The sequence below is a fragment of the Anaerocolumna aminovalerica genome (genome assembly GCF_900115365.1).
GTDB lineage: Bacteria > Bacillota > Clostridia > Lachnospirales > Lachnospiraceae > Anaerocolumna > Anaerocolumna aminovalerica.
In genome coordinates, this window is record NZ_FOWD01000002.1 from 140315 (window position 1) to 159517 (window position 19203).

A 19203-nucleotide genomic window follows, 5' to 3' on the forward strand; every position below is an offset into this window, starting at 1 on the left:
TATTTTCATTTGAACTTATAAACTTTTCGTAACTTTTATAAATTCCTTCACACATTTGTCCCAGTATTCCCAATCATGCAGACCATTTCCACCAAAAAACTCTGTTTCAAATCCACAACTTTTTAATTTTTCATATAACTTGTAATTCATTGAATAATTATTGGTATCATCTTTACCACATGCTACAAATGCATAAGGTTTCTCAGAATATTCACTACATTTTTCCGCCATAACCTTTAGATCGTCTTTGCTTCCGGTAACTTTATCACTACCACCAAAAATCAAATCATAGCGAAAAAAACCAAAACCCATCTGAACCATAAGAGGTTCCAGCTTTTGCGGATCTACGGCACCGGAAAAGTCACCAAAGGCACGGTATCTATCAGGTCTGCCAAGCCCACATTTACTAGCACCATATCCGCCCATAGAAGGTCCGGCAATATAGCGATTCTCTCTGTCACGGGATACCGGGAAGGTATATTCAACAAATCTTGGTAATTCCTCTGTAATATAGTCAAAATAATTCAATCCACAGACTGCATTACTATAAAAACCATTCTGCCCTGAAGGCATTACCACTGCGATACCGGCTTCTTCGGCATAACGTTCTATATTCGTATGGCGAAGCCACATAGTATAGTCATCCAAAGCCCCGTGAAGTAAATATAAAACAGGAATCTTTCTTTCCTTATATACTTCATCCAGGCTATGGAAAAAGCAATCATTATCCGGAATAGTCGGAATAAGAACGTTAACATCAACATGATTATTTAAGGTTTTAGAATAAAAATTACAATGACATAAAATCATGCATTTCCTCCTTCTCTCATTTTAGCAGACCCTAATACCGCTTTTGAACGCTTTCTATTGCTTACCTTTCCCACATATCCAAAGACACCAAGTCCAATGAGAGTAGCAACATATGGCATAGCTTGAATAATTTCAGAAGGCATGTTCAATGTCTGTAATACATTGGCCAAAGCTGTTACCGCACCGAAAGCAAGTGATGCCAGTAAGCTAGGAAGAGGAAGAGCAGCACCAAGATTCTGAGCTGCAATGGACATGAAACCACGACCAGCTATCATGTCCCTGGAGAACCAACTTAAATATCCCATTGACATATAAGCTCCGGCCAAAGAGGCAATTACTGCGCTGATTGCCAGAGTGATAAAACGAACTTTCAAAACATTGATACCTACTGAAGCAGCTGCATTGGGGTTTTCACCCACTGTGCGAATACGTAATCCCAACGGTGTACGAAAAATAATTATATAAGTAAGAAACACGGTAATAAAAGCTATATATGTCAGTAGATTATGTCCTGAAATAATCTCCCCCAATATAGGAATATCTTTAATAATAGGAATTGCGATATTAGGAACCGTCAGTGAAGGAAGGGAGTTTGATGTACCTTTATCCTGAACCAAAAGATATAGGGCAAAGATTGTACCCGCTGAAGCAAAGGTGTTCAATGCGATACCTGTCAGTGTCTTATCTGAATTCAACACAAGATTGAAATACCCTAACATCATTGAAATTAGTAATCCCCCTAATATCGCTCCGATAATTCCCAATAGTACATTCTGTGTCAGAGCGCTTATAAGCATTCCAAAGAAAGCTGCAGACAACATGATACCCTCAAAGGCAATATGAAGCATACCACCTCGATTACAAATCAGTGCAGCCATGGAGCCAAGAATCAATGGGGTGGATACTCGAATTACTGAAAACAGGAACGCAGGTGTAAAAATTGCTGTTAATATTTTATCCATCTATTATGCCGCCTCCTTTTCTTCCAACTTTTTCTGAGCTGCTGCTACAATTCGTTTGTGTTTCATCTTATATAGAAACTTTTCTGCAACAATCATAATAACGATTACAGCTATCATGATATTAGCCAGTTCAACCGGTACATCGCTGGTTCTCTGCATACTGTCAGCACCAGCCCGGATATATGCTAAAAACAGGGCAGCCAGGGGCAGCATTTTAGGATTATAATTTGCCATGATACCGATCATAATACCGTCAAAACCGTGATTGGTCAGAGACTGGTATTGGAATCTCTTATACATACCAAGAACCTCAACGGCACCACCCATACCGGCTAAAATTCCACCCAACAGCTGCGCCTTTATAATAACACTGTTTACATTAATACCTGAATATCTGGCAAATTCTACATTACGGCCTACCGTACGAATCTCATAGCCAGCCTTGCTTTTATTCAGATACAAGAAAGTAATAATCAGTACAGTAATACCAATCAGTATTCCATAATGAATACCTGTTCCCGGAATCATCTCTCCGATACGGGATGTTTTAGCAAACTTATAGGAGGCTAAGAATCCAGCGGCCGGATCACGAATAAGATGGTTAATAACAAACAAAGCTACAAACAAACACATATTATTAACCATAATGGAGCTTACTACCGGTTTTGCATTAAACTTTACAAATAGAAATGCAGGAATCAAACAGGCCATTGCACCAGCAATACCCCCTGCAATCAGACATGCTATCACATGAATGCCCGTAGGTAATTTAACACAGGTAGCAACAACACTGGCAAACATGGCACCAACAAAAAAGCCGCCTTCTACTGCCATGTTTGTCTGATTAGCGGAAAAAATCAAACATACACCAGCACCTACAAACAGCATAGGAGTAAGATTCGTTATAATGTTACCAATTTTACGTTTGGAAGTAAGGGGCCCTAAAACGAAGCTTTTAATGGTTTCAATTGGATTATCACTAATAAAACAAATAATTGTAAATGCTACGGCAATGGCTATAGCAACAGCAAGAAGAGTTCGTAATATCTGAAACTGTTTCTCAATATTTCTATTCATCACTGGATGCCCTCCTTATTTCATCTGGTGTCATTTGTTTAATTCCTAACATGTAAAGTCCCATTTCTTCCTCAGTAACCTGAGAGGCATCTTCAAAATAAGCTGATATTTTCCCCTCATTCATTACAATCAATCGGTCACTGACATCCATGACCTCACTCAAATCAGCAGAAATTAGTAAAATTGCAGCACCAGCATCTCTTAATTCAACCAGCTTGTTACGAAGGAACATACTGGCACCGATGTCAATACCACGAGTAGGCTGATTGGCAACAATTAAATCTGCTTTACTGGTAAATTCACGAGCAGCTACTACCTTCTGCATATTGCCACCGGAAAGCATACGTATGGGCTGGTCTTTTCCATCGCATTTTACATTAAATCTTCCAATCAAATCATTTACCAGGTTATCAATCTTCTTCTGATTTAATAAAACGCCCTTCTGAAACTCTTTCTTATAATAACGATCTGAAATCATATTCTCTGCGATACTTCCATCACCAACAATACCATATGTCATACGATCCTCTGATATGTGGGCCACACCATTTTCACGCAACTGACGAACGGTCATGTTTCTGGTTTCTTTTCCATTGACCATTACATTACCAACAAAGTTCTGATCCATACCTGCAATTATTTCAGAAATTTCACTCTGTCCATTACCTTCAACACCTGCTATACCAAGTATTACTCCTCTGGGAATATGAAAAGACACATCATTTAGAACCTGCTTGCCAAGACTGTTTACCTTGTTCACATGGGAAACCTTAAGAACAGTTTCTTTCGGCACAGCCTTATTTTTATCAATATCCAAACGAACATCGCGTCCCACCATCATTCGTGAGATGTCCTGTTCCGTTACATTCTCTATCTCTTTAGTACCTATGGTCTTACCTGCCCGAAGAACCGTAATACGATCACACAGTTCTTTCACTTCATTTAACTTATGGGATATAAACACTACAGTATATCCTTGCTCTTTTAAATGCTTCAGCTCTACAAATAGTTCTTTGGTCTCCTGTGGAGTAAGAACAGCAGTAGGCTCATCTAAAATAAGAATTTTAGCCCCTCTTACAAGAGCTTTCAAAATCTCAACCTTTTGTTTCATACCAACAGACAAGTCTCTTACTCTCGTTTTAGAATCTACTTTAAAATTATATTTTTCTGATACCTCTCTGGCAATCTCCTCAGCCTTAGCAACATCATATAGTCCATTTTTCTTAGGTTCCATACCAATTACCAAATTGTCTGCTACTGTAAGGGATGGTACTAACATAAAATGTTGATGTACCATACCAATTCCATAATTAATAGCCACTGTAGGATTATCAATGTGTATTTCCTGACCTCGAAGAAGTATTCTCCCTTCATCCGGCTTCTCCGAACCAAAGAGAATTTTCATTAGTGTACTCTTGCCCGCCCCATTTTCACCTACCAGGGCATGGATTTCACCTTCATGGATAGAAAAGTTTACATTTTTATTGGCTACAAAACCATTTGAATAAACCTTTGTAATATTCTCCATTACTAAGATGTTTTGTTCCATCCTTTATTCCTCCAGTTTCTTTCTCTCCTGCCTCATTACAAAGAGGCTGTCACAAACTCAGTTTCTTAGGCAAAAAGGCTGCCGCAGATTTCTTCCAACTGCGGCAGCAAAAATATCGCTTTATTGAACGCTATCTTTTAATGCCTGAATAGAAGCATTATCTGCACCTATTGCTGTAAATACGCTTATCTCACCAGAGGAAACTTTAGCTTCAATTTCTTTCAGCTGGGCAATCTGGTCTTCAGTAAAAATACCACGGAAGTTTTCATTATCTGCTGCACCAACTACACCGCTAGCCAAGCCTAACTTGTCATAGGAACCAAAAGATAAAGTACCTTCCAAAGCAGCACTTACACAGTTGTAAACAGTATTATCACACTTCTTCTGCATGGAAGTAGCAATAGCTTCAGCTGTTATAGCATCAATATCTTTTAGAATCTCATACTGATCACCATCAACGCCAATAGAATAAACATTTTTTTCAGCACATCCTGCTAAAACACCCAAGCCTGCACCACCGGCTACCGCAAACACAACATCTGCTCCCTGATCAATCTGGGCCATGGCTAGCTCTTTGCCTTTTGCAGAATCAGAGAAGCTTCCAATATAAGAAATTAAAACTTTAATTTCAGGATCTACAGCTTTCGCTCCTTCAATATAGCCTACCAGAAAATCTTCAATAGCTGTGTTCTGTCCACCACCTACAAATCCAATAATGTGTTCGTCATTTGTCTTCTCATCACCAGAAGTTGTCAACATGGCTGCTGCTGCTCCAACAATATAGGAACCTTCATTCTGTGCATGCTCCATAGAATAAACATTTGGATAATCTTCTGCTGTAATACCTTCTTCAGCATTTGCTACCCCTGCATCATATAGAATAAATTTTTGTTCAGGATAATCAGCTGCAACTTCCATAAGGCTTTCCCGTAAGTTAGGGGTACCTGCAACAATGATATCCCACTCTGGATCCTCAGCTAAATCAATGAAGGTTGGAATCTGTTTTGTAGCATCGCCGCCTAATTCGATACATTTGATTCTTACACCATAATCTGATCTTACTCTTTGCAGTCCGGCATAAGACAAATCACAGATGGATTTATCCCCTAGATTTGTATTAATTACCAAACAAACCCCAATATCATCATCTTCAAACTGATCAACAGCAATTTTACTAGTTGTGCTGCCACCAACCGGGGCATTATCATCCGTTTCATTTGTTGTTTCATTTTCTGTCTCATTTTTTGTCTCGTTTTTTGTTTCTTTTTTGCCACTTGCACATCCTGTCAAGCCGGAAATCACTAGAACCAGAGCAATCCCCATAGCCAATACTTTTTTCATGATAAATCCTCCTCTTAATTCATTTTTTTATATCAACCATCCGGTTTGATATCTCATTAAAAATTACTGCTTTTTTAATACTTTTTGAAACTTTACTATAAACACTTTCATAATCGGTCCGATGGTGATTGCTGAAATAAAGGTTCCTATTCCCCAACTTGCATGAAGCAGGATTCCTAAGGATAACAAAAGTAAATCTTGACCTATCTTTACTTTATCAAAGGAAATGCTTGTCTTGGCGCACAGATACTTTACCAAACCCTCCAATGCCCCAAATCCTCTGTCAACTGCCACATACAAAGCCAATCCAATTCCCATCATTGTGCACCCCACAAGCATACATATAAAGCGAATAAATACATGGGCTGTTGCAATTGGAAGCAGGCCAAATACAGTGTTTCCTAAATCAACAAAGATACCTATCATAAAGACACACAACACAGTACCGATATTAATCATTCTTCTGTCACATATGAACAATACCATCAGAAATGCGAGGTTAGCTGTCATATTGGCTGTTCCATAACTAATATTCAATAAAAGATGAAGGCCATCACTAAAAGTTGCCATGGCACTGGAACCCATACCCGCTTGATAAAATAGCGCTGTGCCAAATGATGATATCATTAATCCAATACATATTATGATTACATCTTTGATAATCTCAAATATTTTATCCGATTTTGTTAACTTTTCATCAATAATGCTGTTTTTTAACATTTTTCTCCTTTCTGTTTGTTCATATTTACATTATACTGCTTATTTCGTCATTGTCAATAGGTCAATTTTATTTTTATTTTCAAATAAATCATATCATAATTATTGTCTTTTTATTAAAATCATGTTATAATTTAAAAATAACATCATAAAACAAAGGAGAAAGATATTATGATTAATAAAGACCAGCTTATGCATCATATTAAATGCAAGGTGGGGGATGTTGGTAAATATGTATTATTACCCGGAGATCCCGGACGTGTATCCAAAATTGCGGCCTATCTGGATGATGCTAAACACGTTCAGACCAATCGTGAGTATGAGATATGGACCGGATATTTAGAAGGGGAAAAAGTAAGTGTAATGTCGACCGGAATGGGTGGGCCTTCAGCTGCCATTGGCTTAGAGGAATTAAAGATGATTGGTGCTGATACATTTATTCGCATCGGCACTTGTGGAGGTATCGACCCCAGCCTTGAACCCGGAACCTTAATTATTCCCACCGGAGCTATCCGTAAAGATGGTACCGGCAAAGAATATGTTCCTGTTGAATTTCCGGCTGTACCCGATTTTGAACTGGTTACTGCTTTGAAGGCAGCATCTGATAAATTAGGATATACCAATGCCCTAGGTATTGTAGAATGTAAAGATTCTTACTATGGCCAGCATTCACCAGAACGCATGCCAGTAAAATATGAATTACAGCAGAAATGGGAGGCATGGAAGATGGCTGGTGCAATCGGTTCCGAAATGGAATCCTCCACCCTATTCATCGTTTCCTCTGTATTACGTGTTAGATGTGCTACTGTTCTTTTACTGTGCAGAAACCGGGAACGAGAAGACTCCATGAACACAGGATTGGTGCGGGTAACAGAAATTGCTCCTGCTATTGAAACAGCTGTCAATGCACTGAGAAATGTTATTACAAATGATAAGAAAATAAAATAATCAAGTAATCCATAGGTTTTAAAAATTTTATTTTGACACAAATAAAGCCCTACAGATTAATTTTGGCAGCTACCGTCAGGTGGTACACCATTTTAATCCATAAGGGCTCTTATTTTTATAATGTATCTATTACTGGATTTTTTCTCTCCAACACTTACCTGTTTCTGTTGCAGCCAATCCTCCCAGGGCAGTTTCTTTTAAAGCAATAGGCATGGATAGGCCAATTCGGTACATGGCACTAATTACTTCATCCCAGGGAATTCGGCTTTCTACTCCTGCAAGTGCCATCTCTGCAGCTGCAAAAGCATTAACTGCACCTGCTGCATTTCTTTTAATACAGGGAACTTCCACCAAACCTGCAACAGGATCACAGGAAAGCCCCAGCATGTTTTTTAAGGCCATTGCCATTGCATGGGCAGCCTGGGACGGCGTTCCGCCGGCCATCTCTGTTACCGCAGCAGCTGCCATAGCACTGGCAGAACCAACTTCTGCCTGACATCCTCCTGCTGCTCCTGAAATGGAAGCATTATTTGCAATTATATAACCGATTGCCCCAGCTGTGAACAGATGGTTGATCACTACTTCTTCCTCTGCCTGAAGTTTTTCCTGGGCTGCAAACATAACAGCAGGGAGTACCCCCGATGAACCAGCTGTAGGAGTAGCACAGATCAGTCCCATAGAAGCGTTCACTTCATTGGTTGCAACTGCGTAACAGATAGCAGATATTAAAGTATAGTCTGTCAGATAGTTACCGCTGTTTCTATACGCAGAGAGTCTCTTTGCATCTCCCCCTGTCATTCCGGATTTAGAGGTAACTCCCTGCATTCCTTTTTCTATGGCGGCTTTCATGACTGTATAATTCTCTTTCATTTTATTAATAATTTCATCTTTACTAAGACCGGTAGCTTTCATTTCCTGTTCTAACATAATTTCATAGATTTTTTTGTTCTGTGTTTCTGCAAGATTTACTAATTCAGCGATATTATTAAACATGTCAGTCCCTCTAAAACAATGTACTTAAGCACTAAGTACATACACTTTCTTCACATTGTCTTTTAATCCAATTTCTTTTAGAATCTCTTCTTGTATTGTCTGGTCAGTTTCAATAACCATTAATGCCATACTATCCCTCTCGATTCTTGATACATTCATCCGGCTGATATTTATTTTGTGGTTAGCTAGAATTACTGCAACGGATGCTACAACTCCATAGGCATCTTTATGGTATATAAGCATGGCAGGATTTTCACCGGATAGGTTTAGGGAGAATCCATTTAATTCCGAAATCTGAACAGCACCTCCCCCAACAGATATTCCGGTAAGTTCCAGGGTTTCATCTCCTTTTACTAATTTTATTTCTAGAGTATTGGGATGGGAAGGTACTATTTCCTCTGTATAAAAATGAATTTGGATACCTTTCTTTTGGGCAATAAGTATGGCGTCCTGAATTCTTGGATCATCGGTTTCAAAATCTAGTAAACCTGCAATAACTGCAATATCTGTGGCATGCCCTTTATAGGTTTCAGCAAAGGAACCATAAAAATGAATATGGATTTCTTCCGGTTCCATGCCAAATATTCTACGGGCAATCTGACCAATACGAACAGCTCCCGCCGTATGGGAGCTGGACGGCCCCACCATGATGGGGCCTATAATATCAAATATGCTTTTATATTTCATTTCATTTCCTCTTTTGGTTAATCCGTTTAATTTTCACTTACTGCATATTATACTTTATTCTTAGAGTATAAACAATACTTTTTGAATTTAAACGAAACCGTAGTACATGTGCTGAAAGTAAAATGCCTTGAACCATATTGTTCAAGGCATCAATTAGCGTTAACTATTATTGGAAGATGAGGAATTTTCTATTTCTTTTAATATAACCATTCTTTCTAACACTGTCTTATAAACCAACACAATATGGGCATCAATAAAACAATACTTATTAATTAAAAATTCATAGGTTTTTGCAATAAAGCATACGCTCATTAAGATAATACTAATAATAGTGATAATCGGATTAATATCTTTCGTGATAAGAAAGAATGCTGCACCCAGATAAAAGAGAAAAGAAAAGAAATAAGTTTTGCTTATACGTACCGCTAAAAATAATGCATCATTTAGCCGCTCCTGCATTTTCCTTATTGCATTTCGGTCTAGCTTTTTTAAATTCTCATATATATCATTATAAATTTCTTTGCTGTCAAAAGATTTATCTTCCAAGCTTTTTTGGCAAACGAAAAAATATTTATTGTATTTGTTTTCACCAAATTCTTTACTTATTAATTTTTTAAAAACACTTGCCATATTCCCTCTTTTCTTGCATAACATAAAGCTTATGCATAAAATCTTTCTTACTATTTATAGTTCCCATGAAATTAACTGTTTCCTTCCTTCTCATTAAAAATAACTTATACTTAACTTTAGTATCTGTATCTTTCAAAAAAACAACCTCTGAAATTCATGTGAATATTACCTTTTAAAGTAATAAAAAAGATAAGAAACTATCCTGTTTTTTCTTTTTCTGTTTTAAATTGTAAAAAATGTCTTTGATTAAAAATTCACAAATTGTTCATAAATCATCCACATTATAATCATATATGTCTATTATAATAAAGTCATAGTTAATAAGTTGTACACTATATTGCTAATAAGATAATTTTTTTCATAAAATAAGCCTGGTAGTTACCCTCCCCCCTCTACCGGGCTTCTCCTCTGTCTAAACGGGGAAAGAGAGTTCCATTATCTCATATATTATCATATTTCACTTTTTTCAATCTTTGCTTATCCTATTAAAATACTTCCTGCTTTTTATTTTCATATTTTATATTTTATACACGAATATATTACATTACTTTTTCAAAAAATACAATAAATATAATTTAACACTTTTCTTAGACATTTATTTTTGTTATAATACTTCTAGCAAAAAAGTCTAAAAAACAAATGGAGGCAAGATTATGTCTAAAGTAATAATTATGAATCATCCATTGATTCAGCACAAAATTGGAATTATGAGACGCAAAACAACTTCAACAAAAGAATTCCGTGATTTGGTTTCCGAAGTTGCCATGCTTATATGTTATGAAGCAACAAGAGAACTTCCCCTTGCTGAAGTAGAGATAGAAACACCTCTTGTTAAAACAATTGCTCATGAAATTGAAGGCAAAAAGCTTTGTATCGTTCCAATCTTAAGAGCTGGTTTGCATATGGCAGATGGAATATTAAACCTGATTCCCAATGCCAAGGTTGGACACATTGGTTTATATAGAGATGAAAAAACATTAGAGCCAGTTGAATATTTTTGTAAGTTACCTGCTGATGCTGATGAGAGAGAGATCTTTGTTGTTGACCCCATGTTAGCAACAGGTGGTTCCGCAGATGCTGCTATTGCCCTATTAAAGAAAAGGGGAATCACTAAAATTCACTTCTTATGTCTTATAGCAGCACCAGAAGGTGTAAAACGTCTTACATCGGCTCATCCTGACGTTGATGTATATATTGGTGCTTTAGATGAAAGATTAAACGAAAGTGGTTATATTCTACCTGGACTTGGCGATGCCGGGGACAGAATCTATGGTACTAAATAATATATATTGACTTTTTTTTTGCAAAATGATATACTGACAGCGTTTATACAGCAGCTTTAAAGCTGTTTCATATATCAAGTGGTCACTATCTTCAACCCACATAAATAGTGACATAATAGGGAAACAGGTTAAAATCCTGTACGGTCTCGCCGCTGTAATTGAGGAGTTTTCTTCGGTATGTACCTTATAAGGGTAATATAATATCACTGAGCGAATGCTTGGGAAGATTCGAAGAAAATAATGATTCATAAGTCAGAATACCTGCTTGATATAGTACCAAGTATGCCACGAGAATATGGTAAAAGGTACAATGACTGTCAACCGGATATTCTGGTAACAAAGTTATTGTTAATAATCTAAACTATTTTAGGTTCCTTTACCTTTCTGGCAAAGGAACCTTTTTAATTCTCCCACAAAGCCTAATGGGCAATAAAATGCCTCCCTATGAATCAAGAAGGTTCCTAAATAAGAAGGAGGAGAATAAATTATGGAACAAAAAAGAAATGTTAAAAAAATTGTTGTTAGTTGTATTGCTTTGGTTGCAATAATTGCTGCTATGTTTTTTGTATATAAAACATTCATGGCAAAACCGGTAGAGGGTTCTAAAGAAATTGTTGCAGAAGTAATATTGACAGATGGTACAAGTGAGTCCTTTAAAATTACAACAGATGCCGAATTCTTAAGAGAAGCCCTAGAAGAAGAAAAACTGATTTCCGGTACTGAAACGGATTATGGTTTATATGTTACTACAGTAAATGGTATAACAGCAGATGAATCGAAACAGGAATGGTGGAACTTTTCTCAAAAGGGAGAATCTTTAATGACAGGCGTTGATGCAACTCCAATAAATGACGGTGATCATTACGAGATAACATTAATGGTTGGGTATTAAATTGTAAGTTATGTAAGGGAAAAGGAGCAATTCTTCTATTCATTAAAAATATAATGAAGAAAGAGGTGTAGGATGCGTATAAAAGATATTGTTTTAATTGGTATGTTAAGTGCTCTTTTAATTGCTGTCAAAGAAGTCCTGGCCTTTCTTCCTAATATAGAATTGGTTTCCTTGCTTATTATACTGTTCGCCTTGCTGTTACACAAAAAAACCTTGCTAATTATATCAATATTTGTTTTGCTGGAATGTTTCATTTATGGTTTTGGTTTATGGCTGATAAATTATTTCTATATTTGGTTTATACTATACTTTATTGTTCGAATTTTTAAGAGAGAACAATCCTCTTTCCATTGGGCAGTTATTTCAGGTGTTTTTGGATTGACCTTTGGAGCTCTTTGCTCCATTCCTTATTTATTTATGGGATGGTTTAATGGAAGCTTCCTTACCGGTATTCAATCCGCAATAGCTTTTTGGATTACAGGTATTCCTTTTGACATTACACATGGAATAAGTAACTTTTTTATAACTCTGTTCTTGTTTAAACCTCTTTATAAAAATTTAAATAGAGTAATAACAAAAGAAATATATATAGATAAAGACTAAATATTTAATCCAAAGCCTTAACAAAGTTTTTTCATCTTGAAACCCTTCTTTACTTATAGATAAAAGAAAAAGCATGCTTTACATTCAAAGCATGCTTTTTTTATAACTGGTAGATAAATTAGAAATTTACAGCTTTTAAAAATTCTTCCTGAAACTCTTTACATAATGCCAACTCCAGATGCTTTATCTTTTTACTTATACTTTCTGTCTCTGCTTTTGATATTTGGCCTAATAGTACCTTAGAGGCACCATCTAAGGCGCCATTACCAATATAATTTATTCTATCCGGCTCAATAGGAGGCAACAGTCCAATATGAACGGCTTTCTTTAAATCAATATTACTTCCAAATGCACCTGCCAGATAAATGTAATTTAATTGTGAATTAGATAATTCCGCTTCTTTTAATAGAAGCATGATTCCTGTATAAATCGCTCCTTTGGCCAGTTGGAGTTCTCTGATATCCTTCTGGGTTAAGATAACTTCTTTGTCATGATGTTTCCATAAGGTAACATAATTATTGTCACCCTCCTGCCCTAACAAGCGGCCTGTTTCATCCATTATATGATTATTTAACAATTCAGAAATTGCTTCTATTACTCCTGATCCACAGATACCAATGGGATAAATGTCACCTATTTCACCAACAGCTTTCCCGTTCCTATTCATACTGTAGGTTAAGGCACTGCCTTTCTCCGGTCCAATCAATTCAACTTCAATCAAGTTATTCCTGATATTTACCTTTGATATAGCTCCTTCTATTGCCCGCATACCCTGATGCAAAGAAGCACCTTCAAAGGCAGGGCCTGCTGCTGTTGAACATACCATAAGCTCCCCCTCCTTTGCAAGAACAATCTCACCGTTGGTTCCAATATCTACAAGAAGATGGTTTCCTTTTGCATGATTCAAATCTTTAGCAAGAATGCAGCCTAGTGTATCAGAACCTACATGACCTGCAATTCCAGGCATTACATATACTTGCCCGTTAGGATGCATTTGAAAACCTACATCAGAAGCTTTTAGTTTTACACCTTCGTAAGATATCCCTTGAAAGGGTACCTTTGCCAGTTTCTCAACAGATTTTCCTAAAAACAGATGGGACATGGTTGTATTTGCCGTGATAACAGCAGCCTCTATTTGGTTTGTATTAATATTATGCTCTGCTGACAAACGTAATAATAAGGTATTACAGCACTCCCGAATTAGATAAGCCAGCCTTCTAACATTATCACCACTGCTGTTGGCATAAGTAATTCTGGTTATTACATCTGCTCCATATAAGCTTTGAGGATTCTTAGTACTGATTTCATCAATAAACTCTTTCCGATCCAGATTCCACAATCGGACTGCTACTGATGTTGTTCCTATATCCAAAGCAATACCATAATGCTCCTTCGCTAAGGAATTTGTCAACAGATTCCCAAAGCTATCCTCTATCTTATCTTCTTTTCTGCTGACCTGGCTCTGCTTTTCTTTTTTGCCGGAAATAATAACACAGGTATCTTCTGTAATGGTAAAACAGCAAGTTAAACGAATGCCTGAATTACGTTCCTCTTCTGTAAGGAGCTTCCGTTCTTCTTTGCTGTACTTTCTGTTGTTACCTTTTGTAATCATTGCCTTACATTTACCACAAGTTCTATTCCCGGAACAAACACCTCCAAAATCAATTCCATTCTCCATGGCTGCATGAAACAAATTGCTGCCTGCATTGATTTGAATTTTTTTATTCATAGGTAAAAAGGTTACAAGCATAGGCCTCTCCCTCCCCGAAATTAAAAAAGGTTATCCATAAGGATAACCTTTTTAACCAATTCCGTTTTAAAACAATATATCTAATTCTTAATAAAAACTTTTAAAAATAATAATTCTTAAAATTTATATATCAGAAAAAGGCACATCGAAAAACTTGGTTAATTATAATTTGATTACGTTTGTAGCCTGAGGTCCCTTAGCACCTTGAACAACGTCAAATTGAACTTCTTGTCCTTCTTCAAGAGACTTGAAGCCGTCCATGTTAAGACCTGAATAATGTACGAATACATCGTTTCCTTGTTCGTCGGAGATAAATCCGAAACCTTTTTGATTGTTAAACCATTTTACTGTACCTTTGTTCATGTTAATTCCTCCAAAAAAAATAATAAAATACTGCTATAAATTATAACAGTTATTGATAGTGTATGCACTTTCATGCAACATATTCATAATATCACTCTTTGTTCAATCTGTCAAACATTATTTTGGTAATTTTAAGGTGATTACTATGTAATATGTATAAATTTAATAAATAATTATATATTATTTTATAACTTTTATAAAAAATTCTGGCTATTTTATGTAGTTCAAATTTGCAAGATTCTCTATTTTCTATTTTTTATTTACAATTTAAGTTCTCAGTTTACAACAAACTTCTTATTATATCCCTACCTATTACGGAAAACATACTATAAAGTATTCACAGTTTTTTAGTAAGGGGATATTCTGCTTTTCTAATAAATATTCTAATTTATTGAACCAACTGAAATTTAATATATTATATTATTTATTGAATAAAAAAATAAGCAGTATAGTTTGTACCATCAAAATCAGAGGCATACCTATAACAAATGCTGTATGTTTTGTTTTATGGCGGAATACTTTCATTCCTAATACGGAACCTGCACTGCCGCCTATAACAGCTATAAAGAACAAGGTTTTCTCTTTTATCCTCCACTGATTGCTCTTTGCCTTCTTTTTATCCACACCCATACTAAAAAAACCAACCAAATTTATTAATATAAGATATATTACTGCTATATATATAACTTCCATGTCAGAACCTTTCTAAATAAAAGCTAAAATATTACTCACTTATAAACTAAATTAGCCTTCGAGAGCAAGGGGATTCCTATGAATTTCCTAAATCATATAAAACATCCCCTACTCCCGAAGGCCTCATTTTTCATATCATTGGTAAAGGGGTTCTTATTAACTATTCAGCCTCTTCAACAACCCCAATTCCAAGTTCATCAAGTTGTTTTTGATCAACAACGTTTGGTGCATCTGTCATTAAACAGGAAGCATCTTTTACTTTAGGGAAGGCAATTACATCACGAATGCTGTCTTCTTTTGCCATAAGCATAACCAGACGATCTAAGCCGTAGGCTAGTCCTGCGTGAGGCGGAACACCATATTTGAAAGCGTTTAGCAGGAACCCAAAACGGTCATAGGCATCTTCTTTGGAAAAACCAAGTACTTCAAACATTTTTTCCTGCACATCGTTCTGATAAATTCTCACACTGCCGCCGCCGATCTCTGTTCCGTTTAATACAATGTCATAGGCTTTAGCTCTTACTTTACCCGGTTCCGTATCGATTAAATGCAAGTCTTCTTCCATTGGCATAGTGAATGGATGATGTTTTGCTGTATACCTTCCTTCTTCTTTTGAGTACTCTAATAATGGGAATTCGGTTACCCATAAGAATTTGTATTCCTCTTTATTTAATAGGTCCAGATTTCTGGCAATCTCTAATCTTAGATTTCCTAATACATCAAATACAACATCCTCTTCATCTGCTGCAAATAATAATAAGTCACCAGGTTTACCGGACATGGCAGCTACTAAGTTTGATAATTCTTCTTCTGTCATAAACTTTGCAAAGGAGGATTTATAAGTTCCATCACTGTTTACTGCAAGGTATGCTAAGCCTTTTGCTCCATAACCTTTTGCATATTCTACTAATGCATCGATTTTCTTTCTTGGCATTTCGCCTTGTCCTTCTGCATTAATACCGCGAACTGAACCGCCCTTTTCCAAAGCACTTGTAAATACAGAGAAACCGCAGCCCTTTACTGTTTCAGATACATTCTTTAGTTCCATGCCAAAACGAATATCCGGTTTATCGGAACCAAAACGATCCATTGCTTCTGCATAGGTCATTCTTTGAATAGGAAGTTGTACATCCACTCCGATAGTCTCTTTGAATAATTTCTGTAATAACCTTTCATTTACATCAATTACGTCATCAACATCAACAAAAGATAATTCCATATCTATCTGGGTAAATTCCGGCTGTCTGTCAGCACGTAAGTCTTCATCACGGAAGCACTTAACGATTTGGAAATATCTATCGTAACCGGAGCACATAAGCAATTGTTTAAATAACTGGGGTGACTGTGGCAATGCATAGAAATTACCCGGATGAACACGGCTGGGAACTAAATAATCTCTTGCTCCTTCCGGCGTACTTTTGGTAAGCATTGGAGTCTCAATTTCTAAGAATCCTTCTTCTGCCAAAAAACTACGGGTTAAAGTAGCAACTTTACTTCTCATAATCAGATTCTTTTGTAAGTCCGGTCTTCTTAAATCCAGATATCTATATTTTAATCTTAGATCTTCTTTTGTCTTACTATCTTCTTCAATAGGGAACGGCGGTGTCTCAGCTTCTGAAAGAATGCGAAGTTCTGTAGCTCTTACTTCTATATCGCCGGTAGCAAGATTTTCATTAACAGCACCGGAACGAGCTTCCACCCTTCCAACTACCGCAATAACAAATTCGCTTCTTAGTTTCTCAGCTTTTGCAAATCCTTCTGCACCTATATCGTTTTCCTCAAATATAATTTGAAGGATACCGGAACGGTCCCTTAAATCCAAGAAAATAATTCCACCTTTGTTTCTGCTTTTTTGTACCCATCCCATTACGGTAATAGTTTCACCGATATTGGTCTTAGACACTTCTGTACATCTATGGCTTCTGTTTAAGCCCTTCATTGATTCAGCCATGTTAATCCTCCTATTTCCTATTGTCAAAACAGATATAGCCATCTGCTGCTCTATTTTTCTCATAACCTTATTACTGCATGGCAAGTGTTATATTATAAAAAACTCTTATGCTATCATATCACTCATGGCTAAGAATAGTCAATATTTTTCTGGCATTTATAACTCTATTCCACCTTGCTTCCATGTATCTAATAAAATTCCGATTTTTCATATTGTTTTATTGGATTTAGTGTCCCACCCCAGCTATTACGCCATTCTTAATTACAGGTATAAGCCAAAAAAAGAACACCCTTGCAAATATTGCTCCGTCTATGTAAAACTGCATACATAAATGTAAGGATGTTCTTTCTTATGATAAATCCTTTGTATTATAATTTTCCTAATACTTAGGATTGTTCTTATTACTTAAAACTCTCTGCTATATTTCTTTCAAAAAGGCTGTATAACCTCGCATAGTTTCATATACGTCCACTTTGCTGGTAATTTCCCATGGTGCATGCATATTTAGAACAGCTACACCACTATCGATTACTTCCATGTTATACTGTGCCATTATATAGGCGATGGTTCCGCCGCCTCCTTCATCTACTTTACCAAGTTCTGCAGTTTGGTAAGATACATTATGTTTTTCCATAATACTTCTTAATTTTGCTATGTATTCCGGATTAGCATCGTTTGAACCTGATTTTCCTCTTGCTCCGGTATACTTATTGAATACCATTCCTTTACCAAAATAAGCAGAATTCTTTTTCTCCATAACAAGGGGGTAATTTGGATCAAAAGCAGCACTAACATCAGAAGATAACATATGGGAATTCTGTAAAGCACGTCTTACTCCAAGTTCTGAATATTCGCCTTTGCAATTCATAATCTCTGCTACAACATTTTCAAAGAACTTAGAATGCATTCCGGTAGCACCAACACTGCCGATTTCTTCTTTATCCACTAAGACACATGCGCAGGTTCTGTCTGTTTTCTCCACATCAAAGAAAGCTTTCATAGAAGTGTAGGCACATACTCTGTCATCCTGTCCGTAACCCATAACCATACTTCTGTCCATACCATAATCTCTTGCTTTTCCTGCAGGTACAATCTCTAATTCTGCAGATACAAAGTCTTCTTCTTCAATATCGTATTTTTCTTTTAATATAGCTTTTATATTGGCCTTCACCGCATCTTTTTCTTCGTCATTTAATGGCATACTGCCTATAAGCAGGTTTAAATCTTCCCCTTCTATTACTTTAGAAGCCTTTTTATCCATTTGAGCTGCGGAAAGGTGAACCAAAAGGTCTGTAATTCCAAGTACCGGATCATTATCATCTTCACCTATTACAACATTGACTTTGGTACCATCTTTTTTTACAACAATACCATGAATTGCAAGGGGAAGAGTTACCCACTGGTATTTTTTAATTCCACCGTAATAATGTGTATCTAATAAAGCCAGATCCGTATCTTCATATAAAGGATTCTGTTTTACATCAATTCTTGGAGAGTCAATATGAGCTCCAAGGATTTTCATTCCCTCTTCGAAAGGTTTTTCACCAATTAAAAATAAGGCTATGGCTTTGTCCATGTTGTTATAGTAAACTTTATCTCCAGCCTTAAGCTCTCCTTTATTAGCTATTACGGACTTTAAGTCCTTATATCCTTTTTCTTCTGCCTGTCTGATTACCTCAGCCACACATTCTCTTTCTGTTTTACCTTTGGAAATGAAATCTTTGTAACCTTCATTAAAGGCAAAAATCTCTTTTTTCTGGCTGTGGTCATATTTTAGCCAGGCATTCTTATCTTTCTTATTCTCCTCTTTCATTCCTAAAACCTTATCATATGAAACAATTATTCATATGGCCACTATAATTGTAAAAGAATCCTATTCGTGGCATCCTTTTCTTCAAATTTTCTTTCACAATTCCTATGGGGTAATAAATAATTATGCTTTTCCCACCATTTA

18 protein-coding genes and 1 riboswitch are annotated in these 19203 nt (G+C 36.4%); of the genes, 4 read left to right on the forward strand and 14 right to left on the reverse strand.

The annotated features are described in order from the left end of the window. Positions 1-15 precede the first annotated feature (15 nt). The 6 genes from BM183_RS01705 to BM183_RS01730 form a co-directional block, all read right to left on the reverse strand. Positions 16-810: an alpha/beta hydrolase gene (locus BM183_RS01705; protein WP_091683978.1), complete on the reverse strand. Its 795-nt coding sequence runs from the start codon at positions 808-810 to the stop codon at positions 16-18. Then, entirely contained in the window at positions 807-1772 is a 966-nt protein-coding gene (locus tag BM183_RS01710; protein WP_091683980.1) for an ABC transporter permease, read from the reverse strand. The genes BM183_RS01705 and BM183_RS01710 overlap by 4 nt, the downstream gene beginning before the upstream one ends. Positions 1773-1775: 3 nt before the next feature. Further along, positions 1776-2849 carry an ABC transporter permease gene (locus BM183_RS01715; protein WP_091683982.1) on the reverse strand — a complete coding sequence of 358 codons (1074 nt, stop codon included), beginning with the start codon at positions 2847-2849 and terminating at the stop codon, positions 1776-1778. Further along, positions 2842-4398, reverse strand: a complete 1557-nt coding sequence (locus tag BM183_RS01720) for an ABC transporter ATP-binding protein (protein WP_091683984.1) — start codon at positions 4396-4398, stop codon at positions 2842-2844. The genes BM183_RS01715 and BM183_RS01720 overlap by 8 nt, the downstream gene beginning before the upstream one ends. Positions 4399-4518: 120 nt before the next feature. Next, positions 4519-5739 carry a BMP family ABC transporter substrate-binding protein gene (locus BM183_RS01725; protein ID WP_091683986.1) on the reverse strand — a complete coding sequence of 407 codons (1221 nt, stop codon included), beginning with the start codon at positions 5737-5739 and terminating at the stop codon, positions 4519-4521. 63 nt (positions 5740-5802) lie between these two features. After that, positions 5803-6459, reverse strand: a complete 657-nt coding sequence (locus BM183_RS01730; RefSeq protein WP_091683988.1) for a YczE/YyaS/YitT family protein — start codon at positions 6457-6459, stop codon at positions 5803-5805. Positions 6460-6627: 168 nt separating this feature from the next. On the opposite strand from BM183_RS01730, the gene BM183_RS01735 reads away from it, so the two are divergent. Further along, positions 6628-7404, forward strand: coding sequence for a nucleoside phosphorylase (locus tag BM183_RS01735; RefSeq protein WP_091683990.1), 777 nt, complete (start codon positions 6628-6630; stop codon positions 7402-7404). Between the two features lie 129 nt (positions 7405-7533). Here the strand turns inward: BM183_RS01735 and sdaAA are convergent, their stop codons facing one another. From sdaAA to BM183_RS01750, 3 genes are all read right to left on the reverse strand, one after another. Beyond that, positions 7534-8397: an L-serine ammonia-lyase, iron-sulfur-dependent, subunit alpha gene (gene sdaAA, locus BM183_RS01740; RefSeq protein ID WP_091683992.1), complete on the reverse strand. Its 864-nt coding sequence runs from the start codon at positions 8395-8397 to the stop codon at positions 7534-7536. A 24-nt stretch (positions 8398-8421) separates the two neighbouring features. Next, a complete protein-coding gene (gene sdaAB / locus BM183_RS01745) occupies positions 8422-9084 on the reverse strand; it encodes an L-serine ammonia-lyase, iron-sulfur-dependent subunit beta (protein ID WP_091683993.1) in 663 nt (220 codons plus the stop codon). Between the two features lie 159 nt (positions 9085-9243). Beyond that, a complete protein-coding gene (locus tag BM183_RS01750) occupies positions 9244-9714 on the reverse strand; it encodes a hypothetical protein (RefSeq protein ID WP_091683995.1) in 471 nt (156 codons plus the stop codon). A 653-nt stretch (positions 9715-10367) separates the two neighbouring features. Here BM183_RS01750 and upp point away from each other — a divergent pair. The 3 genes from upp (at position 10368) to BM183_RS01765 (ending at position 12492) form a co-directional block, all read left to right on the forward strand. Further along, positions 10368-10997 carry a uracil phosphoribosyltransferase gene (upp, locus tag BM183_RS01755; protein ID WP_091683997.1) on the forward strand — a complete coding sequence of 210 codons (630 nt, stop codon included), beginning with the start codon at positions 10368-10370 and terminating at the stop codon, positions 10995-10997. Positions 10998-11056: 59 nt separating this feature from the next. Continuing rightward, a riboswitch (cobalamin riboswitch) is annotated at positions 11057-11280 on the forward strand. Positions 11281-11484: 204 nt separating this feature from the next. Further along, positions 11485-11889 carry a DUF4430 domain-containing protein gene (locus BM183_RS01760; RefSeq protein ID WP_242960801.1) on the forward strand — a complete coding sequence of 135 codons (405 nt, stop codon included), beginning with the start codon at positions 11485-11487 and terminating at the stop codon, positions 11887-11889. Between the two features lie 72 nt (positions 11890-11961). Next, the gene (locus BM183_RS01765; RefSeq protein ID WP_091684001.1) at positions 11962-12492 is read left to right on the forward strand and encodes a hypothetical protein; all 531 of its coding nucleotides are present in this window, start codon (positions 11962-11964) and stop codon (positions 12490-12492) included. Positions 12493-12610: 118 nt separating this feature from the next. On the opposite strand, the gene BM183_RS01770 is transcribed toward BM183_RS01765, so the two are convergent. From BM183_RS01770 to BM183_RS01790, 5 genes are all read right to left on the reverse strand, one after another. Next, a complete protein-coding gene (locus BM183_RS01770; RefSeq protein WP_091684003.1) occupies positions 12611-14242 on the reverse strand; it encodes an ASKHA domain-containing protein in 1632 nt (543 codons plus the stop codon). Positions 14243-14404: 162 nt separating this feature from the next. After that, positions 14405-14605, reverse strand: a complete 201-nt coding sequence (locus BM183_RS01775; RefSeq protein ID WP_091684005.1) for a cold-shock protein — start codon at positions 14603-14605, stop codon at positions 14405-14407. A 420-nt stretch (positions 14606-15025) separates the two neighbouring features. Next, positions 15026-15298 carry a DUF1294 domain-containing protein gene (locus BM183_RS01780; RefSeq protein WP_091684007.1) on the reverse strand — a complete coding sequence of 91 codons (273 nt, stop codon included), beginning with the start codon at positions 15296-15298 and terminating at the stop codon, positions 15026-15028. A 160-nt stretch (positions 15299-15458) separates the two neighbouring features. Next, the gene (gene aspS / locus BM183_RS01785) at positions 15459-17249 is read right to left on the reverse strand and encodes an aspartate--tRNA ligase (RefSeq protein ID WP_091684009.1); all 1791 of its coding nucleotides are present in this window, start codon (positions 17247-17249) and stop codon (positions 15459-15461) included. 418 nt (positions 17250-17667) lie between these two features. Beyond that, positions 17668-19062: an aminopeptidase gene (locus BM183_RS01790; RefSeq protein WP_091684012.1), complete on the reverse strand. Its 1395-nt coding sequence runs from the start codon at positions 19060-19062 to the stop codon at positions 17668-17670. Between the last annotated feature and the right edge of the window lie 141 nt (positions 19063-19203).